This is a genomic window from Lachnoclostridium phytofermentans (genome assembly GCF_000733755.1).
GTDB classification, from domain to species: Bacteria; Bacillota; Clostridia; order Lachnospirales; family Lachnospiraceae; genus Lachnoclostridium; species Lachnoclostridium phytofermentans_A.
Window position 1 is genome coordinate 423,953 of record NZ_JPOF01000001.1, and the last position, 26,363, is coordinate 450,315.

Consider the following 26,363-nt stretch of genomic DNA (forward strand, 5'->3'; position numbering starts at 1 on the left):
TGGATAGCATGCTATTCACTTTTTTTATGTTAAGGAAAAATAAACCGTAACAAGTGTTATAATCCTATGGAGGTGCAGAACTATTAGCGAATTAATGATTAATGAGCAAATCAGAGACAGAGAGGTTCGTCTTATCGGAGAAGATGGAGAACAACTTGGTGTAGTGTCAGCAAAGGACGCATTGAAGATGGCGCAGGATGCAAATCTTGACTTAGTAAAGATTGCCCCTACAGCAAAGCCACCAGTATGTAAAATTGTTGATTACGGTAAGTACCGTTATGAGCTTGCTAGAAAAGAAAAAGAAGCCAAGAAGAAGCAAAAAGTGACTGACGTGAAAGAAATCCGTTTAACGCCGAACATCGATGACAATGATTTGAGCACAAAAGCCAATCAAGCAAGAAAGTTCATCACCAAGGGGGATAAGGTTAAGGTATCTCTACGTTTCAGAGGAAGAGAGATGGCTCACATTAGCTCCGGAAGACAGATTCTCGACAGTTTTTATGAGATGCTTCAGGACGTGGCAGTTGTTGAGAAACCAGCAAAAATGGAAGGCAGAAGCATTTTTATGTTTTTGACTGAAAAACGATAGAACAATAGGAGCACATGGTGTAACCCTATTGTCATTATAAAATCAAAGGTTAGTGCATTATGTGCAACCGAATTTTAAGGAGGAAATATCATGCCTAAATTAAAGACAAGCAAAGCTGCAGCTAAGCGTTTTAAGGTAACCGGTACAGGTAAATTAAAGAGAATGAAGGCGGGAAAACAGCATATCTTGACTAAGAAGTCCCACAAAACAAAGAGAAATCTTAGAAAAGCAACAATGATGGATCCAAGTAACGAAAAGAACATGAAGAAGATTTTACCATATCTCTAAGATTAGGTAACAAGGAGGGAATAGACGATGGCAAGAATTAAAGGCGGCTTAAACGCTAAGAAGAAGCATAATAAAGTATTAAAGCTTGCAAAAGGTTACAGAGGTGCCAGAAGTAAGCAGTATAGAGTAGCAAAGCAGTCCGTTATGAGAGCTTTAACTTCCGCTTTCGCAGGACGTAAAGAGAGAAAGAGACAGTTCAGACAGTTATGGATTGCAAGAATCAATGCAGCTGCAAGAATGAATGGTCTTTCTTATAGCAAATTTATGTACGGCTTAAAGTTAGCTGAGGTTTCTGTTAACAGAAAAATGTTAGCTGAACTTGCTGTAAATGATGCAGAAGGCTTCAAGGCTTTAGTTGAAGTAGCAAAATCTAAATTAGCTTAATACACTTCGGTGATTTTATAGAGCAGGAGCATTTACAAGATAACTTTCATAGTTATGTTGTAAATGCTTCTTCTTTTTTTTGTGTATTAAGTTTCTTTGAGAAATGTTTACTCATATCTCCAACAAAAATACAAATACAGATAGTGTAAGATGCTTTCACGGAATTAATTGGCAACATTATGTTGTTGGAACAGTAATCATGTTTCTGTTTTCTCTTATTACCATGTATGATTTTTATAATCAGCAAATGATATGACACAAATTGACATTTATGTTATAAAATAGTATATTATCACTGTAGCGTATAATAAAAAATGGAAATGAGGGAATTCTATGTATTGTCAACATTGTGGGAAATTCACAGAGAATGTCGATGGGGTCTGTGAAACGTGCCGTGATACCTTAGAGGCAACAAATGAAATGATAAAAGAATCACGGGATTTAGCGGATAACACACAAGAACCAAAAGTAATGATAGTGGAAAAACAAGAGGAGAAAGAGGTAACAGAAGAAGAGATAACAAAAAAAGAATTAACAGAAGAAATATTATCAGCGAAGCAAGAGATTTTCGTAGAGACACAAGAATCAGTAATAGAAGAGAAATTAAGTGAAAATGAATCATCCAAAGAGGAAGAGAAGCAAGGCGAAAATAATACAAGTCTAAAAAAAGCTCTCTCTCCAAGTTTAAAAAATTTCCAACAATTTGGAATCCAGAAGTTAAATGATTTCGTAAAAGGTACTGGAAAAGAAATGATAAGTGTTTCAACGATAAAAGAATCAGCGTTTTTACTTGTTGCAACATTAATCTTATCAACATTATTATCGGTGGTTATAGCAATTATCGCGAATCTCATATTAAAGAATCAGATCAATTTATTGTGGGGTCAGATGGTAGGTTCCTATGTGGAAGACTCAAAAGGAGGATTCCTAACCTTTTATCGACTTTTACGAATGTCATATTTACATACGTTAAGATTATCTGTGTCGACGATGGGCGGAAGTGTAGTATTAGGTATGAATGTACATATTTTGATATTAACATTGATTCCATTTGCATCAATGTTTATCGCTTGGAAACTGTTAAGTCATCAGTCGATAAGGTCCTCCTTAAAATTTTTATTTTCTGAGGAACCTGTTTTTAAAACTAAAAAAGTATTACCAATAACACTGAATTTTAGCTTGGTTTTAGCTATATTATACTTTGCAACATCCTTCATCCGGGTGAATGTAGCGAAGAACGAATTATTTGCAATGAAATTATCCTATGGCGCACTGAGCTCCATTTTTGGAACAATCTTGGTTACCTTAATATCGTGTTACATCATTACTGGAATCTTAAAACTAAGAGATAGAAAAATACTGACAGCAGGAAGTGTTTTGTGGAGCTTAAAGCAATATTATATGAAATACAGTATTGGGGTTATCGTGGTATCTATCTTAATTATTCTGATAACTGTAATACGTTCTAATATGTGGAAACAAATAGGGACTGTTTTGCTTTCTCTACCGAATATATTTCTTATTGCAGCAAATTCATTATCTTTTGGTGGAATTCAGACAATTAACAGAGGAGAGGTAGATACCTTAAGAAGCTCATTAAGTGGAGTTCAAGTTGTATGTTCTATTTTATTGGCACTTACATGGTGTATTTTCCTTTGGTATCTGCTCTATCAGACTTATCTAAAATTCGACAAATCGAATAAGAAGAATTACATAATAAATGTTGGAATCTTGTCTGGAATTATCCTAGTAATACAATTTGCTTTTTATTATATCTCAAAAGTGAGTATATCACTAAGCATGTTGGGAGAGGCAGAGGTAGGAGTAGGAATTAAAGTAAATATTCTCTTAAGTTTATTCGTACTGGTTCTAGTATCCGTAGGAGCTGCAGCTTGTGCTTATTACTTCCCGAATTTGCTTTATAAAAAGGGCAGTAAAGAGGAAGTATTATTAGTTGGAACATGGAAGCATCTTAATATGTCAGTACTGATAGCATTATCGATCCTTGTATGTCTTACATTTCTTGTAATGACGAAGAAGCAATCTGGCTCTGTGGAAAGTGGCTCTTTTACTGGAAAAGAGAACTATTCCAAAGAAGAAGCTTACACCATGATAGACCCGGAAAATATCGATGTTTTTTCCGACGGATTCGTATTTCGTGATTATAGCAGAATATACGCTTACCAAAAAGGTAAGGTGAAAAAAATTAGTCTTGATGAGGAATCATATTTTAGCGATTCTGATTATCATTTCTCCAAGACATCCGAACGCATATTAAAAGTTAGTCAGAATAGTGCTATGTTATTAGATAGTAAAGGGAAAGAGCTATATAAGCAAAAGGTCAGCTTTGATCAATTACTTTGTGCTACCACTGAATTTGATAAACTAGTGTTTTTAGTAGATGGAGATGTCACGTTATATGATAAAAAAGAGAATAATTTTACTGTATTAGATGGTATAACGAATTATGAATATGCCGATTTTTATTTCGACGAATCAGATGAGAATCTGTATCTAGTGGATAGTTCTATCCGTAGCTACAATCTTAAGTCAAAAACTATGGAAGTAGTGAAGGAACAGACACCAGAATATATACTAGATTCTAAAGATGATTTCACAGCAAAACTTTATTTGGTGGATGCAGGTAAATTAGTTTCACCGGTTGGAGATACCAAGATCAGATATTATGTTAGAAATATGATAAGAGAGTATGAATCCTATTGCGTCATTATAGAAAATGGGAAGGAAAGCCCTGTTCCCCTTCCAGATATGGTCTCTGCAGAAGCAATCAATAGGGAAGGAACTAAGTTTTTAGTGACCTTTACTGAGTATGGGGATTACTACCTCTATGATGCAGAGAAAGCAGAATTGACGAATATCTCCACTCAGATTCGCTATCTAACATCAAACAAAAAAGTTGAGGGGTAAGTTGGAAAGAATATATTTCTTTCCAACTTTAGAAAGGGGCATTGATATCAATATGAAAAAAATACAATTGTTTTTAGTATCTCTATTTTGTATGCTTGTGCTTTCTGCCTGTGGTGCTGAAATCACAACAACGACGAATATCAATAAAGATGGTTCTGGAGAGCTTATCGTAACTGCGGTAGCTTCCTCTTCCGAAGCAGAGTACCTGAATGGTGGTTTTGATGCATTAAATCAATTATTGCTAGATAAGGCACCTGAAGGGCTTGAGCTATCTGTAGTTTATGATGAAACCAATTCTGATTATACGTATTCTTATAAAATAGCATTTAAGGATTCAAATGACTATAATAATAAGATAGCTACACTGTTTGGAACCCAAGGTCTCGCAGAATTTACAGATACTTCCGATTATTTTACACATAAGATAATATATAAGGATTTAACCGATAAAGCACTTTTTATTGGTTGGGCTTTAAATGCTATTGATGAATCAGGAATTTGCAGTTATGATTCTTCTGAGATATATTCCTGGGGTTATCGTTATTTAAATTACGATGGAGAAGAAGTTTACTCTGGATATCAGGAACCTACCATGGAGAAGACGACAACTGTAGGTGTATCAAAGGTTAAGTGTTTTTCGGAGTATGATATTAATTCCAATGCAAGAAAGACATTAGAAATATACCTAAATACTGAGGATCTCGTAGGGATAAAAGAAGATGATATACTTTCCTATTTTAAAAAATTTGATCAAAATGTAGAATACAATGCTACAACAGGTACGATAACTTATCGTTTGGATAATCTTGAAAAGATAAATCAATTCTTATTATCCGTTATGAATTCAGACGGAGAAAATGATGTGTCAGAGCCACCGGTTAAGTTATCAGTTACGGATTCTTCTATTTTTGCTTTCTCTTATGAGTTAGAGGAATATTATAACCTTGGTAATCTTTTTAAAGCATTAAGGATGGATACCGATTATATTGATGTGTATTTGTCAGTGCCAGAAAATCTTAACTATGACTGGTATGATTTTACTTCTTACCAGGCTGCTAGTGAGGTAGCGGATGCAAAATATAATTATCAAGGTGCCTGTTATTATGATAGTTCTTTTAGCAGTAACTTTGAAGCAGAGCAGTCTGTTATGGTTAAGGATATTGATGTCAAATGTATCCTAGAAGATGATATGTCCGGAAAGCTAACAACTGAGTTTTCTTTTTTACCAAATGGCTGTGACATTGATGAGGCGAAATGTAAAGAGTTTTATAAAGACCTAGATCAGGAGATAGCTTATCAAGAGCAAGGAGACGCTGTGGTAGTTACCTTTACCAAGAAATTCGATAAAGGGGAAAGTTATAGTGATAAATCTAACGTTTTGCAGGTGAAGGAGTCTTCTCTTTCTAACCGTAAAACTAAGGTTTATACTTTTGATCATGTGTTTATGTTATCGGGCTTAGTTCCAATGGATGATTGTGAAGTTAATTATAAGATAATGGTTCCAGATTCTCTAAAGGTAACGTACTACCATTCCAACGAGAAAGTTCTTACAGGAAAAGAAACGGAAAGAATTCAGAAGAATGGATATTATACAGAAAGTATATCAACCTATGGAGGAACTGTTTCGGTCTCGGTAGCAATAGAAAAAGCGAATGTATTGTTTTATGTTATCGTAGTTGTTATCGTCGTGGCATTAGTGGGAGCTGCTGGGGTAATAATATTTTTATTTCTTAGAAAAAATAAAGCCAGAAAAGTAGGAATGGTGAAATCTGTAACTTCTATGGAAACTGTTAGTTCAGAGGAAATTGCTACTTCAAAGGAAACTACGAATCCTCAAGCAGAAGCTAAGGAAAATGAATAGGGCAAATCTCATCTACTTATCATGTAGTTTAGGATGAGAAGTTCTAGGAAAGAGAATAATTTGTAGGTTTAATACAATTAGCGAGGACATCTTGATACTTCTATAAGAGGCAAATATGCTTCCTATGAAATCAAGAGTGTTCTCGCTTTTTAATGATTCTAATAGAATTCTAACTTGCAAGAAAAGGGGTGCTGTAATAATATGATTACATAAGAAGAGAGATCGTGTCAGGCGAAGGGAAAACAGATTCATGAAGTAATTGCCTGAAAATAATAAGGAGGAGGTTTGTTATGCGGCATCGGATATCGAATGTATTATGGGGCTTATTTTGGATGGCTCTTGGTGTTATAATTGCAGGAAATGTGTTTCACTGGTGGGATGTATCATTATTTTTCCCAGGATGGTGGACCTTGTTTTTAATCGTTCCTTGTGGTATCTCAATCATCAGTAATGGATTTGGAGGATTTTCTCTCATTGGTCTGGTAGTTGGTATTATGTTACTGTTAAACAGTCAGGGTATTTTCTTAGCAGATACCGTAAGAAAGCTTATTGTTCCTGTTGTTTTAATTATTATCGGACTTAATATTTTAGTACGTACTGCATTTAATGGAAGCAGCAAAGTGAAGATACCGATACCAAAAGAATGTAGTTATGCAGCTACCTTTAGTGGGAATACGGTGCAATTTTCAAACCAACGATTTCAAGGAGCAGAGTTAAATTCTATCTTTGGAGGCGTTAAACTTGATTTAAGAAGTGCTATTATTGAGGAGAATGTTTGTATTGATGCAACCTCAATCTTTGGTGGTATTGATATTTATGTTCCAGAAAATATTCGTGTTAAGGTATCTTCCAGCTCCTTCTTCGGTGGAGTAAGTAATCACCGCAGACGAGTATCAGGAGAAGTACCAACAATCTATATTAATGCGACTTGTATGTTTGGAGGTGTAGATATCCGATGAGTCCTTTACAAAGAGTGATTAAGTATTTTGCTATGGGGTTTGCAGCATTTCTTATGGTAGGTATTTTATCTAGCATTGTTGCTGTAGTATCCGGAGTTGGTTACGGATTTAACTCCTATGAAGATAATAAGAATTATGTTAGTTTTACTAAGGATTTTGACAATGTAAAAAATCTAAATATCTCTAATCATGATAAGAAGCTTACCATAGTAAGTGGTGATACCGAGAAGGTCATTGTAGAAGTGAAAAATGTACCAGATACTCTAGAGGTAAAGGTTACTTCTGATGGTACACTCGTAATCGAAGATAAGAATAGATTTTATATTTCCTGGATATTCGGTTTAGCAGGGGATTGGAACCATGATATGGAGATCCTTGTGACGGTACCGCGTGACTTTACTGCAGGAAGAGTTGAACTTGATGGTGGTTCCGCTGCTATGGAGGTTGAAGATTTAACTGCGGATTATATGATTATTGATGGTGGTTCTGGAAGCTTTGTTGGGCGCAATCTATATGCTAAAAAGGCAAATATTAATTTTGGATCAGGATCAAACCGACTAGAATATGTGGAGTTTAAAAAAGGAAAGATGGATTGTGGCTCAGGGGATATAAAACTCCAGAACGCAATATTTACCGACGTTGAGATTGACGGTGGTTCAGGATCTCTCTCCTATTCCGGTCAATTGCTTGGAGAGACATACCTTGATGGTGGTAGTGGTAGAAATTCCTTTGAGTTAGTGGGAAAACGTGAGGATTACAGTATCGATTGTGACGGTGGTTCTGGCGGGTTATGGATTGACGGAAAAAGTGAAGATGATTATAAAGATCGAAATAGCGATGCTAACAATGAAATAAGAATCGATGGCGGTTCTGGGCGGATTGTTATTGATTTTTATAGTGAATAAATATAATATTAATCTTTAAGAGTTAAAAATAGGGATAAAAAATAAGAGTTAAAAATAAGGATTAACAACAAGGATTAATAATTAGGATTAAAAGCTAGATAAAAAACAAGGATTAATAAAATAGGATTATAAAGATTTAAAAACTAGGATTTAAAATGCCTAGTACTTAAAAAACTTTGATAGCTGTCTTAAAATCATTGTATCATCTAAGAGGTAGAACATATTTTTACCATATTAGGTTATCCAATCTTTTTGAGACAGTTTTTTATTACTAATATACTCATGAGGATGTTTCTCGTCTCTCGTAAAATTTTCACATCCTGTGGACAAATTCTTAGCAAGATTGCATTTTTATGGATATCGTGATAAAATACGCGTACAAAGTAACGAAAGAAGGATTAAACTATGGGGAAATATAATTTTGATAGATGGATAGAGCGGGCAGGTACCAATTGTGTTAAATACGATTTTGCAAAGGAATGGGGGTATTCTGGTGAGGAGCTATCACTTTGGGTAGCGGACATGGATTTTGAAACTGTACCAGAAATCACAGATGCCCTTGTGGAACGTGCAAAGCATGGAATTTATGGTTACTCCATGCCAAAGGAGAATTATTGGGATACTGTTATCTCCTTTATGGAAAAAGAACATAATTATAAAACAAAAAAAGAGTGGTATGTGAATACACCAGGAGTGGTATTTGCTATAGCGATGGCGATACGTGCTCTTACGAAAGATGGAGATTCTGTCTTAATACAAAGACCTGTGTATCACCCTTTTACAAAGATGGTTGAAAAAAATAATCGTAGATTGATAAATTCTCCTTTAAAAGAAGTAAAGTCGCAGGGGTCCATTCATTATGAGATCGACTTAGCAGACTTTGAAGAAAAAATCAGGTTACATAATGTAAAACTATTTATCTTATGCAACCCACATAATCCAGTTGGACGAGTATGGACGAAGGATGAACTGATTGCGATGGGTGATATTTGTAGAAAATATGGTGTCGTTGTTGTTTCTGACGAGATCCATTTTGACTTTATTTACCCAGGTTTTGTACACACATGCTTTGCTTCGATTAGCAAAGAATTTTCTGATATGACAATTACATGTACCTCACCAACAAAGACTTTTAATTTAGCTGGGTTACAAGTCTCTAATGTTATTATTGAAAATAATGAGCTCCGAGAAAAGGTGAATGAGGAGATAAAAAGCAATGGCTATGATGAACCAAATATCTTTGGAATGGTAGCATGCAAAGCTGCCTATGAGTTTGGAAAGCCATGGTTAGAGGAACTAAATGAGTACCTATTAGGAAATCTTAATTTTGTAAGAGAGTTTGTAAAGGAGCATTTGCCAAAGGTATCTCTCATTGAGCCAGAGGGAACTTATCTTCTATGGCTTGATTTTAGAGCATACCAGTTATCAAAAGAAGAGCTTGAAGAAAAGATTGTGAAAGAAGCAAAGCTGTGGTTAAATTCTGGATCGATGTTTGGAGAAGAAGGGGAAGGCTTTGAACGAATTAACATTGCAACTCCTAGAGCTTATTTAGAAAAGGCAATGAATCAATTAAAGTTGCTTTTTCTGAATTAAGGTAAAAACATTGAAAACAGACGTAAATTTAATAAATCATCAATATAAACTTAACGGATAGTTTAAAAATAGGTGTTATACTATAGGTAGAAAGTCCTTAGATTAGGGGGCGGGTGCAGAAAATGTATTTCTTTAGATATCTTGGGATAAGGACTGAAAGAGAAGTGAGAGTAAGAGAATAACAGTTGATATGTATGAATAAACGGAGGATTCAATATGAAGAAGGAAAGAGAGAAAGTGTTCCTATGGAATCGTAAGTTAAAGTGCGCCATGGTGCTTTTTACTTTTGTACTTGTATTAACCATTACGGGATGTAGCAATAAAAAGGATAAGCAAACTGCAGTGGATGATACACTTATAACACCAGAAGCAAGTAACAATGTAACAACTACACCACTCCCAACACCAGTAGCAATGACTCCAGCACCTGGAATTACGTTATCTCCGACACCAGAGGTAACTGTGACTCCAACGCCAACGAAGACCCCACTAGGAGATCTTTCGGAAGAAGAAGCACAAAAACTTGTTCTGGCAAAGCTAGATACTTCAAAATATAGCGTAGGTCTATCCGATGATCATTTAAATATCGATGGTGAATCCTACTATGTTTATGTTGTATCGGATTCCAACGGACCTATGGAGCCAGCTATTATTGTGAATAAGAAGAGTGGAACTCTTTATAGTTATGATGTAGATGGGAATGTAACTGCATTTACAAAGTTTCCATTAGATAATGTAGAGAGTGTAGATCAGAATGAAGATACGATAACAGAAGCAGAAGCATTGGAACTCTTAAAGAAGGTAAAAAAGGATAAGCTTGGATTAGTGAATACCCTATCACATTATAATGTCGTTGCAGATTCTTGGACTACTGTGGTTGCGGGAGAAGAATGCTATTGTTTTAATGTATTTGAAGGTCGTGCAGAGAATCAATTGGTAGGCATGTATTATGTTTCCGTTTCAGGAGAGAATATTTATCGTTTTGAAGAAGAAAGTTCAGATTTCACTAAAATAAATTAATATATAGGAGGCTTAATTTACCTTCTATGAGAACGAGAATAGTTCATGTAGTACTTATATGGGCTGTTCTCGTTTTCTTTGTTGTAGGGCTATCTTTAATAAACCACCGGCTAGGCCGGTGGATCACAATGGCTTCTAGCATTTTCATAATAAAACTCCTTTGTTATAATAAGTGTGGGTCTCAAACCGCACTAAATATAACAAAGGAGGTATCCAATTGGATAAGAATACATTATCACATACAACATGGGAATGTAAATATCATATTGTTTTTGCACCGAAATTTAGAAGGCAGATAATTTATGGAAGTATAAAGGCAGATGTTGCAAATATACTAAGTACATTGTGTAAAAGGAAAGGTGTAGAAATTATAGAGGCTGAATGCTGCAAAGATCACGTGCATATGCTAGTTAGAATACCACCGAATATAAGCGTTTCGGAATTCATGGGGTATTTGAAGGGAAAAAGTTCATTGATGATATTTGATAGACATTCAAATTTAAATACAAATATGGAAATAGAAAATTCTGGTGTAGAGGATACTTTGTAGATACAGTTGGAAAAAATGCAAAGAAAATAGAAGAATACATCAGAAGCCAGTTGATGGATGACCAAGCAGAAGATCAACTAAGTTTGAAAGAATTTATTGACCCGTTCACGGGTGAGCCAGTAATAAAAGGCAAATAATAAACCCTTGTAAGGGTTAGCCAGAGAAAGTGGTGCGGTTGGGGCCTTTACTTTCGAAGGACCTTTGAGGTCCATGCCGGCAATAGCCCCTTACAGGGGCAGAGCAAACCACCAGTTCACACTGGTGGTGCTGATTCTTATATAGTTCATGATAAAAATGATATATGATTCATGATAAAAATGATATATGGTTCATAGTAAAGATGATGATTGTTGAAAAGATTGTCACAAAATGATATAATTATTGGAATAATGATATGGTAAAAAGGGCATGGGGTGAAACGATGAAAGAGAAGATTGAGCAATTAGCAAAGGGTGTATTTGTCTATAATTTACCTGAGATTATCCTCTCAGAAGAATCGCTAGAACTCAATGTTGAGTGTGGGAGTATTTATAGTGGGACCTTTATTATACGTAATAGTCATAATACTAGGATGAAAGGTGTCTTATATTCTACCAATCGAAACTTACATATCGAGAATGATCGGTTTATTGGTGAAGTAACAACAATTCAGTATTGTTTTACAGCTATGTATCAGGAGACTCTTAGCGATTATCAGGAAGAGATTCATATAATTTCAGATTGTGGTGAATTTGTACTTCCGGTTACGATACATATCACTTCGCCAAGTTGTGAATCTTCCATAGGAAAGATAAAGAACTTATTTGAATTTGCTGGACTAGCGCAGACAAATTGGGAAGAAGCGAAAGATGTTTTTCAATCAGAGAAATTCGCACAAGTGATAGCTTATTATGATAACCAATATCTATCACTCTATCAAGCACTCATAAAGAGTAGTTCTGCCAGCCAAGCACTCGAAGAGTTTCTAATTGCTACCCACAAAAAAGTACCTGCTGTATATCAGGTAGATAAAACAGAACTTAGCTATGATGCAGGTCCATATAACTTTATGGATAAGATCATGATCAAAAAGGAAGGCTGGGGGCACTCTGAAGCTATTGTCGCTACAGATGCGAAATTTCTTAAACTTCAGAGTAATACACTACCAACAGAGAGTTTTACAGCTGGTGAAGCAGAACTTAATTTTGTTGTACAAACAGAAGGAATGAAGGAAGGGATACATTGTGGCAACATCTATGTCGATGTCGCTTTGCAGCGATTTGTTATAAAAGTTAGCGTTCGATGTAGCAGACAAAATGTAGGTAGGCGAACTGCTTTACGAAAAGAGAAGTCTTGCTATGTAAAGCTGACAGAGAATTACTTAAACTTTCGCTTGGACAGGATTTCTTCATCGAAATATGTAAGTGAAGCAGAGAGTATGTTACTTAACTTACTATCTGGAGAAAAAGAAAATATACTTTTTGAATTATACCACCTTCATCTTAAATTAATTTCAGGAAAAGAAGGGATGGTTACCGCAACTTTTGAGGCACTGGAGCAAAAGAAAGAGGAACTTAAGAAGACGGAACCAGTGGCATATGGAATTTTTCTATATTTAACAACATTACGCAAAAAAACAAATCAGGATACTCTTAGTATATTTCAAGAGGTAAGGGAATTGGCGGATGAATATCCAAAAGAATTGTTTCTCTTTTGGTGTCAGTTATACTTAAATAAGTCGTATACTACAAATTCGGCAGAAAAATTCAAAGATATGAAGGAGCGTTTTGAGCAAGGGATTCATAGCCCAATCTTATATTATGAAGCAGCCCTTTTACTTCGTGAGGATACTCTTTTGTTAAGAGAGTTAGAAACGTTTGAATTACAAGTAATCTCATTTGCTCTCAGAAATCACTTTTTGAAGAAAGAAACTGCAACTACGGTAGCTTATTTGGCAAGCAAGTGTAAGGTTCCTCACAGACTTTTACTTAAAATATTGAACCAGATCTATGAACAATTTGAATTAAAGGATGCTCTCTATGCGATGATAAGTATCTTGATACGAGGGCATAAGAGAGAAACTCACTATCATCGTTATTATAAGCTTGGAATGGAACAGCAGCTAAGAATTACTGAACTTCCAGAATACTATATTTATAGTATGGGAGAGGAGTATCAAGAGATACATCCTGCAGTAATCTCATACTTTTCTTACGAGAATAAGCTTCCAGATAGAAAAAAAGCGTTCTATTATGCTTGTTTACTAACCAAACATAGTGATAATTTGTCTTTTTTAGAACAATATCGCGTGGAAATATTACAGTTTTTAAAACGTCAGCTGCTTGCGGGTGTATTTAATCGCCATCTGATGGTTCTGGCAGATGCATTACTTCCGAATACACCAGTAGACACAGAACTTGCTGAAATGATACCTAAAATTGCGTTTATTCATGAAGTAACTTGTGAAAATCCCAATATTAAGAGTGTTGCTATTGTTCACAAGGAGTTACAGGAGGAATGTATTGTTCCATTAATAGAGGGTCATGCTTTTGTGAATCTCTATACAGATCAAGCGCAGATATTTTTCATTGATTATAGCGAGAAGCGTTATTATACTTTGATTTCGTACACTTTAAAGAAGTTGACTCATCTAACACCTTTATTAGAAACTTGTTATTCAATAAACCCTGATCAAGCGGAATTAATTTTATATTTATCAGAGAAAGCACAATTTTATCAAAAGTTTGATGAGTATACAATTGAGCTAAGAAAGAGAGTAGCACAGCTTTCAACGTTAACCAAGGAATACCGAAGAGATTTTGTTCAAACGCTAATACATTACTATTATGATAATTTTGAAGGTGAAATCTTAGAAAGTTATCTAAAGAATATTGATTTAAAGGTATTTGAGCAACAAAGTCGGTATAAGTTGATTGATTTTATGATACTGCGTGAATTATATCCAATTGCACTTCATGCGATGGAGGAGCTAGGGTATGAAGGCGTTGAGCTAAAGAAGCTTCAGAAATTATGTTATCGTTTGCTAACGAATGCAGATGGTGTACCGCAAAATAAAGAGATCTTATTGCAAATAACATTTTACTTATTTAAGAAAGGGAAGTATGAAGAAGCAAGCCTTTCTTACTTGGTGAAATATTTTTATGGCACGACAGCCCAGATGTATGAATTATGGAAAATAGCTAAAGAAAATGGCATAGATACCCTTGATTTAGAAGAGCGCCTTTTGGGACAAATGTTATTTGCAGAAAGCTATGTTGGGAATGCGATGCAGGTATTTTTATCCTATTATAATAAAGGCTGTAATAAGAAGTTAATCCGTGCATTTCTTTCATTTTATAGTTATAAATATCTGGTACGTGACCGTGTTACAGAAACAGAATTGTTTGAGGTTATCCGAAAAGAACTAAATTATGAGGAGAATGACGTAGCATTACTTGCAATATTGAAGCACTATTCCACGAAGGAACAGTTAACAGATAATGAAGTGAAATTTATTGATTATCATTTGAGTAGATTGGTTCAGAAGGGAGTTGTACTACCATTTTTTAAAGAGTTTCAAAGAAATATGAGCATTCCTCAGCAGATGTTTGATAAATGTTATGTAGAATATCGTACAAATCCCCAACATCGCGTTATGATACACTATTCTTATGGAAATGAGAATGGAGAAGATGCTTTTATCACAGAAGAAATGCAAAATCAGTGTTATGGTATCTACGTTAAAGAATTTATACTGTTCTATAACGAAGAATTGCAGTATTATATTACAGAAATTACTGAACAAGGAGAAGAGATAACAGAAAGTAAAACTTTAGTTGGAAATCTTGAAGAAGAGACAACGAAAGAAAACTGTTATACGTGGCTAAATCATATTATCGAAGCGAGAGAGTTAAAGGATGAGGCAACTGTTTTGCAACTTTTAGATACTTATATAAAGCAAAAATATACAATTGATACATTATTCGGACCTATTCACTAGAGAGAGGAGGAAACCATGGGGGAAGGAAAACAATTATTACTTGGTTTTGAGATTACCAATGAAACCTCACAAATTTATTATTATCAGATGCAGAACCAAGATGCTATTCCTATTTTTATGACACCAAACCAATCCAATCCATTGTTTCCTACCTGCTTAGCAGTCAAGGAATCCACAAAGGAATGGATGATAGGGGAAGAGGCACTGCGTCTTTTTGATCTTGGGGGGGCAGCCTTAATTGATAATTTACTTCATAAAGCAGAAAACAAGGAAAGTGTAACAGTTTACGGAGCAACCTTCACCCCGGAAATGCTACTCACGAAGTTTTTTAAAAGAGCATTCATGGTAGTAAGGCAACAGTTTCTAAATAGCAGCATACAAAAGTTAGTAATTACCGTACCTAATCTTACACCGACCATGACAGAACTTATTTATCAAAGCTTAGAGGAATTAGGGCTTCTTAAGTGTAGGGTACATATTATAAGTCAAGTGCAAAGCTATATGTATTATGTACTTAGCCAGAAGGCGGAAATTTGGGCACATGATGTTTCATTGTTTACTTACGATGAAACAGGATTGTTTTATTATAATCTAACCGTTAATCGAAGAATGCAGCCATACGCCATCATTGTGAATCGTATGGATTTAAGTAATGAACTGACACCAGAGCTATTAGAACAAGAACCGCTAGAGCGTGTTGTGTACCGTCTGGAAAAGTTAATCAATCAAGTGTTGTATAAACGTTTAACAAGTGCTGTGTTTGTAACAGGAAAGGGATTTGAAGGAAACTGGATTCGTGAGGTGTTAATTCGTTTAAGTAAATCACGCCGTGTTTTTATAGGACAGAATTTATATGCAAAGGGAGCATGCCTAGCTGCGAAGGGATTTATTGATGATAGCTTCTCAAATTATTTATTCCTTAGTGACGAGATGATTACATCTACTATCTCTTTACGACTATATGAGAATGCAAAAGAAATAGATTATGTAATGGTAAAAGCGGGAACTCCATGGTGGAAAGCAAACAAAACAGTTACAGTTATACTTGATCAGACGAAGGAATTATCTTTTACAGTAACCAATCTTTTAAATAGGGAGCCACTTCATGAGGTACTATCATTGGACGGACTCTTAGAGAGAGAAAATAAGACGATTCGTCTTTCGATAACGGTTCACTTTATAGATCGATTGACAGCGCTTGTTACTGTTCGTGATGTTGGATTTGGCGTTTTTTATGAGACAAATTATCGTATTTGGGAGCAAATGCTTACCTTATAGACAGGAGGATAGCGATGGGAAAATTAATTCTTTGTACAGGGGATACGGCAAAAGAACCATATTGTTTCAAGCTAACAGGTACTCTAGTCTATACGATTGAAGAGCTTTGCTACTATATCTGTCATAATCTGGAAACGATTAGTGAGGAACTATTTAATCAGGAGTTAATCGTCTTTATTAGAGAAGAATTAGGCCTAAAAGAGAGGGCAGATTTTCTTGAGGAATTGCTGCGAAAGAAAGCTGGTATTAAGGATCTAGTGGTTAGTATTCTTTGTAGTTGTGACTTATATGATAAGAACGAGATAAATCAACTACTTGCTGAAATTGATATTTTATTTCGATTAACTCCAGTACAAAGAAAAAAAAGACAAGCGGATTATTGTATCTCCCATCATCAGTATAAAGAAGCGAGAAAAGTATACATGGCTATTTTAAATAGTAGGGAGTTTACGGAGTTAACTAGTGAAGAATATGGAGATATCCTTCATAATTTGGGAGTCTTAGATACGAGAACTGGTGCTTTTAAAGTAGCTGCAGAAAAATTCCGAGAGGCATACGAGCGAAATCATAATGAGATGTCGCTAAAACAATATCTTTATGCATTAAGGTGTAGTAATCAGGATGCTTTGTTTGAAAGAGAAATTAAATTGCTTGTGGATAATAGAGAATTATTAAAACAAATAGAAGAAGAGCTTTATCATGCCTTGGATGCCTCGGAATATACTGGACTTTATGCCGAGGTGATAAGACTTTCAGAGCTAAAAGAAAGTGGTAAGTTCACAGAGTTTTATGAACGCTTGAACGAGCTTATTACTCAGCTAAAAACAGAATACCGCAAGGATAGTATATAGAAAAGAGGAATGATATGGGTTTATTTTCATCTCGAAAGAAGAATATAGAAGACGAACGAATAGAAACTACAGATTTTGTTCAGATGTCTGTGGAGGAGGCGTTAAAAAAGTATGCAAGTTCCTCCCTGGATCAATCTCAAGATCTTATTGAGGAGGAGAATCTTTCTTTTCGAGAGAAGAGGAAAAGGAAAAAAGAGCAGGCAAAGAATAAGAAAAATAGTAAGCTACTAGAAACAAAAGGCTTGAATCCATTTCAAGGTGAATTAAAAGAGGAAGACATCGGAAATGTGATTAAGGACCATAAAAGCCAGATACTTGAGTTAACTGCTCAGCTAGAAGAAACGAAACAAGAGTATGAAGCAGTGACTGCCTATCTCTCTGATATTCAAAAAATTGAGCAAATTCCAGATGGTCAAAAAAAGCCTTATTTGGATGCGGCTAATAAAATAATCAACTTTGAAAAAGAGAGAAAGATGTATCTAAACATCGATCGTAAGCTATCAGAATCTCAGTTTGCAGAGATGAACAGGTTGGAGGAGGATATTAAGCGAGAACTTCCAAAGTTAAGGGAGCAGGAACAATATCAGCAACTGATTAAAGAAGATCTTCGTCAGCTTGAGGGAGAGAAAGGTGTATTAAATTACGACAGAGAACAGGCAATTTCGAAAACAAAATTTCTAAAAAAATTAGCAAGTTGGGGCTTTATTATGATTCTTTTCTTATTTGCAGGATTATTCTTATTGGATAGTAAGGTAGAGGTTAATTTATCGTTGCCAATAATAATGACTGGTTTTTTTGGAGTTTTTCTCGTTGCCTATATCATCTACGATACTAGAAGATGCTCCTATAAGCTAAAGATGGCAGAACTAAAATTAAATCGTGCGGTTGCATTAATTAATAAAGTAAAATTAAAGTATGTAAATTGTACTGCAACCTTAGAATATTCTTATGAGAAATACCATACCACTGGATACCAAGAGCTTATGGTTAGATATCAATTGTTTTTAAAAGAGAGGGAAGAATTAGAGCGATTAGAGCAAAATACCGAACTATTGGGTTACTATCAAGAAGAGTTAGTGAAGGAACTTCGAAAGCATGGGATAGATGATGCAGAAGTCTGGGGATATCAAGCAGATGCCTTACTTGATAAAAAAGAGATGGTTGAGGTTCGTCACCGACTTAATGTGCGTAGACAAAAGCTTCGTGAGCGTATCGATTTATGTGCGAAACAACTGGATTTAGTTCGTAATTCATTGGAAGGAATACGAACTAGAAATCCTGGGTATGAGAGTGAAATGATATAGGAAAATAACAGCTGTCGTACAATGGATCTGCGATAGTACTTGTTACAAAGGATTATATTAACAGTATAACAAAGCGTCTTAAAATTAAGTGAACTCCGTTATCAGACAAACGATATTGTCTAAGGAAAGGGATTCACTTTATATTAAGACGCATTTTTTGTATTTTTTTCTATGATGCTATTTTACAGAACCTTTATTGGTATTTCTATAGTTCATAATGGCAGTATTTGATAATTGATAAATAAGTGAGGCCATTTCCTTGCTTTTAATATTATATTCACACTGAATCCAGTGTTGAATGACACTTAAGCTTCCCATAATTACAAAATTATAGATATATTCTGAGATATCAGGAGGGCAGTTTAGCATGACAGCAGCATTTAGATGAGCTAAGATGTCCTTCATAAATTTTGTCTGGAACGATAAGTTTTCCTGCGGTCTTAATAGTGTATTAAAAATCATGGAGTTATCTTTGATATAATCTAAAAATGTAATTAGATAAGGAAGAGTATCTTGATTAGAATCCACTTTTCCGAGAAATTCTTTGGCATTATCTAAAACTTCATTCTCTAATTCCACTAACAAGGAAACTGGATCAGTATAATAAAGATAGAATGTGGAGCGATTAATACCTGCATTCTCACAGAGCTCTTTCACAGTGATTTTTTCTACGGGTTTCTCATGCATTATTTCTATAAGGCTATTCTTTAATAACATTTTTGATAATTTCACTCTTTGGTTACTTTTTTCTGCCATGCAAGAATCCTCCATACAAAAAGAATAATTTTTGTTCGTAATACGACATCTGCAGAATATTTGTTGAGATAACAACAGATGAAGTTAAACTGATGGTTGTTAATCCAACACAGTGTAGATATGATTAGTAATAAGATAACCGATCAAATCGTAACAATAAATTCTTTGCTATTTATGATAGTTGAAATAAATGGAACTGTCAACAGGGTTCAATTAGAGGATGTGAAACAATAAAACATTCAAAAATAGCTTATCGACATGTGTGCTAAAGCATACAAAAAGGAGTTCGTGTGAAAAACTAATTTTTTCTCACACGAGTTTGAGCTGTTACCCAAGTTCGCAGGATTGCGACAGAACGGAGGTAAGCATGAAAAAGACAAGAGTCTTATTAACTGGATCTACTGGCACTATGGGATACAGTGTTCTGAAAGAACTGGTGAAGGAGCTAGATAAGTTTGAGTTAATACTAATGGTCCGCCACATGGATCCAAGGAAAGAGTTAATACAGCCCTACGAGAAAGTAAGTGGTGTGGAAATATATTGGGGAGATTTAACAAATTATGCAGAGGTATTCGCTTGTGTGAAACGTGCAGATATCATATTACATGTTGCTGCCTTTGTTTCACCGGCAGCAGATTATGATCCACTTCTTGCAATGAAAACCAACTATGGTTCCACAAAAAATATACTAACTGCAATCAAGGAGCAAAATCGTTTAGCAGAAGCAAAACTTGTGTATATTGGTACAGTCGCAGAGACGGGAGATCGAAGGCCTCCGATACATTGGGGAAGAGTAGGTGATCCGATAAAACCAAGTATTTTTGATTATTATGCAGTGTCAAAGGTCGCAGCAGAACGCATTGTGATTGAGTCAGGATTAACTTACTGGGTAAGTCTTAGACAAACTGGGATCATGGGGGCGGCAATGAGTAAAATCAATGATCCAATCCTATTCCATAATGGACTTCATAATGTATTGGAATATGTTTCTGATCGTGATTCGGGGAGGTTACTGCGAAATCTTTGTATGATGGAACATCAAGGAGAGTTAAGTCCAGAGTTTTGGAAACATATCTACAATGTTGGTGGCGGTGAGACTTGTCGTGTTGATACTTATTCAATGTTTCAAGATGTATTTGGTGCTATTGGGATAAAAGAGTTAGATTATGTGATTAGCCCAAAATGGTTTGCTACGAAAAATTTTCATGGTCAATATTATTTGGATTCAGATAAGCTTGAGGAGTTTCTTCATTTTCGTCAAGATTCCATGACGTATTTTTATGAAGAGTATATTAAGAATTTAGGGATAACAGCATCGATATCAAAAGTTATCTGTAAGCTGCCAGGTGGTCAGAAGTTAATGGGAGGTATCTTAAAGAAAGTTTTTTTAAAGATGGCAAGAACAGAACATGGGACGATACACTTTATAGAGAATCATATGGAGAATCAAATTGCTGCATATTGGGGAAGTAAAAGTGAGTGGGAGCAGATACCAGAATCGGTTCATGACTTGGTAAGACCAAAAGACTGGAACCAAATAACAGTGCTGGACCATGGATATGACGAAGAAAAACCTAAGAACAAGTTAAAACTTAGTGATATGAGTGAAGCTGCCATATTTCGTGGAGGAAAACTGGATTCAATTAGCATGGAACAGGGAGACTTAAGTACTCCGCTTACCTATACATGTGCATTTGGACATACCTTTGAAGCTAGTCCAAAGCTTATATTAGAGGGAGGTCACTGGTGTCCTGTATGTGAACGAGAAAGTTGGAATTATGGAAGGAGGGCAATGGTAGATCCATTTTTTGCGCAAGTATGGAAACCGCTACATGATGGGGAGGAGCCACAGAAGGAATATAAAAAGATAGTGAATGAACTTATGGTTTAAAAAATGCCCAGTAGAATACTACTAATAAGTGGATATAGTATTCTACTGGGCATTCACATAGATGAAGTATTTCATAATAAGATATAAAGTAGATAACAAAGAGCACGGATTGTTAGTTAGGCTTTAAATGCTAGGAGAATGAACAATTATGTTCGATTTACTGTATATCTTTATAACACCAATACCAATCCTTACATTCTAATCCTTCTCCTGTTGGATTGTTTTCTCTGTTTACCAATTGATCATAAGTGGCAGGAGCGGGTACCATAACTGGATCGCCAGGGTGCCAGCATGCAGGTGTAACAACATTAAATTCATCTGTAGTCTGAAGTGCATGTAATAAACGAATAATTTCTGCGATACAGCGACCATTCGTGAGTGGGTAGATTAAGATAGCGCGAACAACTTGTTTTGGGTCAATAAAATATACATTACGGACAGTTGAAGTAGTACTTACATCAGGAGCGATCATGCCGTATAACCTTGCGATATCGCCGGAGCGATCCGCTATTATTGGGAATGGAATCTGAACACCAGTATTTAGGTAAATGTTATTCACCCAAGCAAGGTGAGATGGATTACTATCAATACTAAGTCCAATCAGACTAGTATTTAGTTTATCGAAGGTTGGAGCGTGCTGTGCAAATGCGATAAATTCAGTAGTACATACTGGGGTGAAATCACCAGGATGAGAAAATAAAATAACCCAACGTCCTTTATAATCAGACATTTTCATTGGACCAAAGGTTGTTACTGCTTTGAAATCCGGTGCAGTCATACCGATACTAAGATGATTATTTTCCAAGGAAGTGCCTCCAAAGAATAGCTTATCAGTAATATGATATGCAGAGGAAATAAAGCCGTTACAGCAGAGTGACAAGTAAAATAAGTTCTATTCCTAGATTTTTTAGATATGCAGTTTAAAATTGACTCTAGAGAGGCGTTCTAGTTATAAAAAATCCTTTCGAAATTCCCGTGGTGATGATTTCACTAGCTGAAAAAACACACGATTAAAGGTACGTTGTGTAGCAAACCCACATTCATATGCTATTTCGGTGATAGTTTTTTCTGTATTTTGAAGCAAGTGTTTTGCATAACTAACTCTCAATTCCATTACATAATGAGTTAAGGTACAATGAACTCGCTCAGAAAATAACCGTGACACATAAGAAGGATGGAAGCCTAAATGGGAAGCCAAATCCTTCAGAGTAAACTGTTCTAAATAGTGCGCTTCTACAAAAAGCAATAGGGAAGGGAGGATATCGCAACAAGGAGAAGTTGCTTTTTCTGTAAAGGTTGCTTGTTTTAGGATAAGAGAGAAAATAACGGAGAGATAACTTAACATTAACTCTTGATTACGGTCGATTCTCCATTCTTCTAATAGCATCTGAATAAAAGGTGTTATTTTTTTTGTCTGTTCCTTTTGAAAAAAAGGTGAAGTAAATTCTTTTTGGTAATAAGGTTTAAACATAGGCAGTGTACTCGGAGATATAATGCAGAGTATATATTCGCAGTTATCTGGTGTCTCATAGGAATGGATTGAATTTGGTAAAGCAACCATTATTTCAGATTCTTGTAGTATATATGTTTGTTGATTGCAGGTGGCTTCTACAGCCCCCTTTTTACAGATCAATATTTCGATTTCCTTATGTAGATGAGGAGGAAATGTCATATCGGTACCCTCATATAAATTAATCATTTGTGACTTCTTTTCGTAAAATAGTTTCACTGATAATCCTCCCTATATGCTCATCTATTATTTATATTATACAGAAATATTAAATAACTTACAATGTCTTATAGGTAAAAATATGACTACTTTATCTAAGCTATTTTCTTTCACTTATTTCCTTTTATTGTTACACTAAGAATTAATCAAGGGAGTCAATCGTTACTTGTATTCGCAGGCAAGATTGCTAATATTATGAGTAGCGAAAAAACGTAGAAAAGAGGTAAGGCTAAAATATTAGATACTAATTTTAAACCTCCCAAGTTGTAAACGTGCAAGAGCACGCAGAAAGGAGTAACGATGAAAAAAGCATTAATAGTTCAAGGTGGATGGGATGGTCATGAGCCAGTTTTAGTTAGTAAGGTATTTCGAAAAATGTTAGAAGAGGAAGGCTTTTTGGTAGAAGTATACGATACCCTAGAATGTTTATCAGATGCTGAAAAGTTAAAAAGTTATAACTTAATTGTTCCAGTTTGGACAATGGGAACTATTCCATCTTCTTATGTACATAATGTATCATTAGCGGTTTCCTCAGGTACTGGACTTGCAGGATGTCATGGTGGAATGTGTGATGCGTTTCGTAATGAGGTGGAGTGGCAGTTTATGACGGGCGCTCAGTGGGTAGCTCATCCTGGAAATGATGGTGTTGAGTACATGGTGCATGTATCAAATGATGACTACTTTACGAAAGGACTTTCTGATTTTAAAGTTTGTTCTGAACAATATTATCTTCATGTTGATCCAGCGATCAAAATCTATGCTACCACCACATTTCCAGTAGTGGATGGACCTCATGCTGCGAATGGAAATGTAGAAATGCCTGTTGTTTATACAAAGATGTTTGGAGAAGGAAAAGTATTCTATACCTCACTCGGACATCATGCGGATATATTTGATATTCCAGAAGCGTATGAGATTATGAGACGTGGATTTTGCTATGCAGCGAGACAGTAGCAACAAGAAGAATTTCATATAAGCAATGAATTATAGAGAGTTACTCTTAGAAAACAAGTAGGAATCGGAGGTTATCATGGAGAAAGTTAACGTTGGAATTATAGGCTGTGGAAACATTAGTAATATTTATATGCAAAATATTACGAAACTTTTTATCAATTTAAATCTTTATGCGGTTTGTGATTTGGACGAAGAGAAAGCGAAGGTAGCGGCTGAAAAGTTCCAAATAGAGCATGTACTAACCTATGAGGAAATGATACATTCCTCAGAAATAACTATGATATTAAATTTAACGACACCGAAAAGTCATTATTCCATATGCAAAGATGCGCTATTAGCTGGAAAACATGTCTATGTGGAAAAACCTCTTTCGTTGAAATTAGAAGAAGGTAAGGAGTTAGTCGTCTTAGCCAGAGAAAAGAAATTATTGCTTGGATGTGCACCAGATACTTTTCTCGGAGCAGGTATCCAGACTTGCATCAAAGCAATTAACGATGGCTATATCGGAGAGGTAATTGGAGCTACAGCATTTATGATGTGTCATGGACATGAAAGCTGGCATCCAGATCCAGAGTTTTATTATCAGACAGGTGGTGGACCGATGTTTGATATGGGGCCATATTACCTAACTGCTCTGGTTTCCATGATTGGACCTGTGAAAGAAGTAGTTGGAATGAATTCGATTACGTTTCCAACTAGAACAATAACGAGTGAGAAAAAGTTTGGAGAGGTAGTCCCAGTAGAAGTTCCAACGCATGTTACTGGGTTGCTGCGCTTTGAAAATGGAGCAATTGGTAATATCATTACAAGCTTTGATGTATGGGGATCCACTTTACCGAGAATTGAAGTTTATGGTACGAGAGGTAGTTTAATTGTACCTGATCCAAATTGTTTTGATGGAGAAGTTCTTATGAAACAGTATTTTTCCAAATCCTTTGAAGCTTTTCCTTTAAGCAGTATCTATAACATGAATAGCCGTGGCGCTGGATTATCAGATATGGCAAACTGCGTATTAAATCAAACAGATCATAATCGGGCCAGTGGGGAATTGGCTTGTCATGTGTTAGAGATTATGCATGCTTTGCATACCAGTCAGAAGACAAAAGCTTTTGTTGAGTTAACCACGCATTGTAACCCTCCGAAACCTTTAGAGATGAATCTGATACAAGGTAGTATTTCATAAATAATTATTTTTTCATGGCAGTATTGAATCTACGAAAAGATTCCGTACTGCCATGAATACCATAGTGAAAAACCTAGATACTACATAACAGAGATTATTGTAATTTATAATAGATGATGTTAGGTAGGTAAGTGTACATGTTTCAGCCAGAAAGAGTGATTTTTGAAAAAGAAGCCCTACAATACCCTTTAGGGCAAAAGCTTTATCAAAGCTTTTTGACAGAGTCCAAGGTAGAGCTATATGAAGCAGCTGGGAATCGGATTAACACGCATATCCCAGGGGCGGGATTATTTGATAAATACCGTGCGGGAAAGCAAACCTTAGTTGTTGGTGTTAAGAAAAGTTTAAAATTTCAAACCTGTAAGCCTTCTGCCCATTATCAATTACCGATTGTTAGTGGTTGTATGGGTCAGTGTGAATACTGTTATTTAAATACACAACTGGGTGATAAACCTTTTGTAAAAGTCCATGTAAATATTGAGGAGATTTTAGAGCAAGCGATGAAATATACGAGGGAGCGGGTACCTAATATCACAATATTTGAAGGATCAGCGACTTCAGATCCAGTTCCAGTTGAAAACTATACGAATGCACTTTCAAAATGCATCACTTATTTTGGGGAGCAAGAACTGACTAGGTTTCGTTTTGTAAGCAAGTATACGGATGTGGATTCCCTTCTTAAGCTAAAACATAATGGACATACGGAAATAAGATTTAGTATCAACACAGAGAGAATAATCCAAAATTATGAACATCATACACCGAAAGCAGTCCATCGTATTGAGGCAGCAGCAAAGGTAGCAAGAAGTGGTTATCCGGTTGGTTTTTTAATTGCACCGGTTTTCCTATATGAAAACTGGAAGGAAGAGTATACTGACCTAATTAGTTATTTAAGTGAACAGTTTTCTAAGAATTTATGTTCCACGCTGACCTTTGAAGTTATTTCTCATCGATATACCTTAAGAGCTAAAGATAGGATTTTTGAGGTTTTCCCAGAAACTAAGTTGCCTATGGAAGAAAAAGACAGAGTATTTCAATATGGTCAATTCGGATATGGAAAATACAAATACACCAAAGATCAATTAAAGGAGATGGAGCAGTTTTTTACGGAAGTAATAAAGAGGAAGATACCTGAGAGTAAGATATTGTATATTATATAAAAATAGTGGGATAGAAATAGACCTGTGATATGAGTCGTGGTTAAAGTGGATGAAGTATAGTAAAAAAGTAGTTTTCTGTAGGCAGAATAGAAGAACAAAAAAATAGGGGAATATACAAAGCAAAATACAACGTAAATACAAAATACAGAATAATATACAGCGTAAATGACAGTAATATAAAAGAGGTATTAGGTAGAGCAT

At 35.5% G+C, this 26,363-nt stretch carries 20 protein-coding genes and 1 pseudogene; 18 read left to right on the top strand and 3 right to left on the bottom strand.

Features of this window, described 5'->3' with window-relative positions:
* Positions 1-94 precede the first annotated feature (94 nt).
* From infC to CC92_RS0102070, 14 genes and pseudogenes are all read left to right on the top strand, one after another.
* A complete protein-coding gene (gene infC, locus CC92_RS0102005) occupies positions 95-589 on the top strand; it encodes a translation initiation factor IF-3 (protein WP_029502091.1) in 495 nt (164 codons plus the stop codon).
* Positions 590-679: 90 nt separating this feature from the next.
* Positions 680-877, top strand: a complete 198-nt coding sequence (gene rpmI / locus CC92_RS0102010; RefSeq protein WP_029502090.1) for a 50S ribosomal protein L35 — start codon at positions 680-682, stop codon at positions 875-877.
* Positions 878-904: 27 nt separating this feature from the next.
* On the top strand, positions 905-1,261 hold the full coding sequence (gene rplT, locus CC92_RS0102015; RefSeq protein WP_012198480.1) for a 50S ribosomal protein L20: 357 nt from the start codon (positions 905-907) through the stop codon (positions 1,259-1,261).
* A gap of 333 nt (positions 1,262-1,594) precedes the next feature.
* Positions 1,595-4,189, top strand: a complete 2,595-nt coding sequence (locus CC92_RS0102020) for a hypothetical protein (protein WP_029502089.1) — start codon at positions 1,595-1,597, stop codon at positions 4,187-4,189.
* 52 nt (positions 4,190-4,241) lie between these two features.
* Positions 4,242-6,050, top strand: a complete 1,809-nt coding sequence (locus CC92_RS0102025; protein ID WP_155998288.1) for a hypothetical protein — start codon at positions 4,242-4,244, stop codon at positions 6,048-6,050.
* 290 nt (positions 6,051-6,340) lie between these two features.
* Positions 6,341-7,009, top strand: coding sequence for a LiaF domain-containing protein (locus tag CC92_RS0102030; protein ID WP_029502087.1), 669 nt, complete (start codon positions 6,341-6,343; stop codon positions 7,007-7,009).
* Positions 7,006-7,914: a DUF4097 family beta strand repeat-containing protein gene (locus tag CC92_RS21345; protein ID WP_051650634.1), complete on the top strand. Its 909-nt coding sequence runs from the start codon at positions 7,006-7,008 to the stop codon at positions 7,912-7,914. Before CC92_RS0102030 ends, CC92_RS21345 begins: the two co-directional genes overlap by 4 nt.
* Before the next feature lie 405 nt (positions 7,915-8,319).
* A complete protein-coding gene (locus CC92_RS0102040; protein ID WP_029502085.1) occupies positions 8,320-9,507 on the top strand; it encodes a MalY/PatB family protein in 1,188 nt (395 codons plus the stop codon).
* A gap of 216 nt (positions 9,508-9,723) precedes the next feature.
* The gene (locus CC92_RS0102045) at positions 9,724-10,527 is read left to right on the top strand and encodes a hypothetical protein (protein WP_029502084.1); all 804 of its coding nucleotides are present in this window, start codon (positions 9,724-9,726) and stop codon (positions 10,525-10,527) included.
* A 217-nt stretch (positions 10,528-10,744) separates the two neighbouring features.
* A pseudogene (tnpA, locus tag CC92_RS20650) lies at positions 10,745-11,214 on the top strand (IS200/IS605 family transposase).
* A 284-nt stretch (positions 11,215-11,498) separates the two neighbouring features.
* Complete coding sequence (locus CC92_RS0102055; RefSeq protein ID WP_155998286.1) at positions 11,499-15,056, top strand: DUF5717 family protein; 3,558 nt, start codon at positions 11,499-11,501, stop codon at positions 15,054-15,056.
* 15 nt (positions 15,057-15,071) lie between these two features.
* Complete coding sequence (locus tag CC92_RS0102060) at positions 15,072-16,334, top strand: DUF5716 family protein (RefSeq protein WP_029502082.1); 1,263 nt, start codon at positions 15,072-15,074, stop codon at positions 16,332-16,334.
* Between the two features lie 14 nt (positions 16,335-16,348).
* The gene (locus CC92_RS0102065) at positions 16,349-17,185 is read left to right on the top strand and encodes a hypothetical protein (protein WP_029502081.1); all 837 of its coding nucleotides are present in this window, start codon (positions 16,349-16,351) and stop codon (positions 17,183-17,185) included.
* Between the two features lie 14 nt (positions 17,186-17,199).
* Entirely contained in the window at positions 17,200-18,489 is a 1,290-nt protein-coding gene (locus CC92_RS0102070) for a hypothetical protein (protein WP_029502080.1), read from the top strand.
* A gap of 177 nt (positions 18,490-18,666) precedes the next feature.
* Here CC92_RS0102070 and CC92_RS0102075 read toward each other — a convergent pair whose 3' ends face one another.
* Positions 18,667-19,245, bottom strand: coding sequence for a TetR/AcrR family transcriptional regulator (locus CC92_RS0102075; protein ID WP_029502079.1), 579 nt, complete (start codon positions 19,243-19,245; stop codon positions 18,667-18,669).
* A gap of 367 nt (positions 19,246-19,612) precedes the next feature.
* Here CC92_RS0102075 and CC92_RS0102080 point away from each other — a divergent pair, with 367 nt between their 5' ends.
* Entirely contained in the window at positions 19,613-21,136 is a 1,524-nt protein-coding gene (locus CC92_RS0102080; protein WP_029502078.1) for an NAD-dependent epimerase/dehydratase family protein, read from the top strand.
* Positions 21,137-21,293: 157 nt separating this feature from the next.
* Here CC92_RS0102080 and CC92_RS0102085 read toward each other — a convergent pair whose 3' ends face one another.
* Both CC92_RS0102085 and CC92_RS0102090 read right to left on the bottom strand, forming a co-directional pair.
* On the bottom strand, positions 21,294-21,941 hold the full coding sequence (locus CC92_RS0102085) for a peroxiredoxin (RefSeq protein ID WP_029502077.1): 648 nt from the start codon (positions 21,939-21,941) through the stop codon (positions 21,294-21,296).
* A gap of 144 nt (positions 21,942-22,085) precedes the next feature.
* The gene (locus CC92_RS0102090; protein WP_029502076.1) at positions 22,086-22,865 is read right to left on the bottom strand and encodes an AraC family transcriptional regulator; all 780 of its coding nucleotides are present in this window, start codon (positions 22,863-22,865) and stop codon (positions 22,086-22,088) included.
* A gap of 300 nt (positions 22,866-23,165) precedes the next feature.
* On the opposite strand from CC92_RS0102090, the gene CC92_RS0102095 reads away from it, so the two are divergent.
* From CC92_RS0102095 to splB, 3 genes are all read left to right on the top strand, one after another.
* On the top strand, positions 23,166-23,819 hold the full coding sequence (locus CC92_RS0102095; RefSeq protein ID WP_029502075.1) for a ThuA domain-containing protein: 654 nt from the start codon (positions 23,166-23,168) through the stop codon (positions 23,817-23,819).
* A 76-nt stretch (positions 23,820-23,895) separates the two neighbouring features.
* On the top strand, positions 23,896-25,002 hold the full coding sequence (locus CC92_RS0102100; RefSeq protein WP_029502074.1) for a Gfo/Idh/MocA family protein: 1,107 nt from the start codon (positions 23,896-23,898) through the stop codon (positions 25,000-25,002).
* Positions 25,003-25,139: 137 nt separating this feature from the next.
* Positions 25,140-26,162, top strand: coding sequence for a spore photoproduct lyase (splB, locus tag CC92_RS0102105; protein WP_029502073.1), 1,023 nt, complete (start codon positions 25,140-25,142; stop codon positions 26,160-26,162).
* The last annotated feature ends 201 nt before the right edge of the window (positions 26,163-26,363 follow it).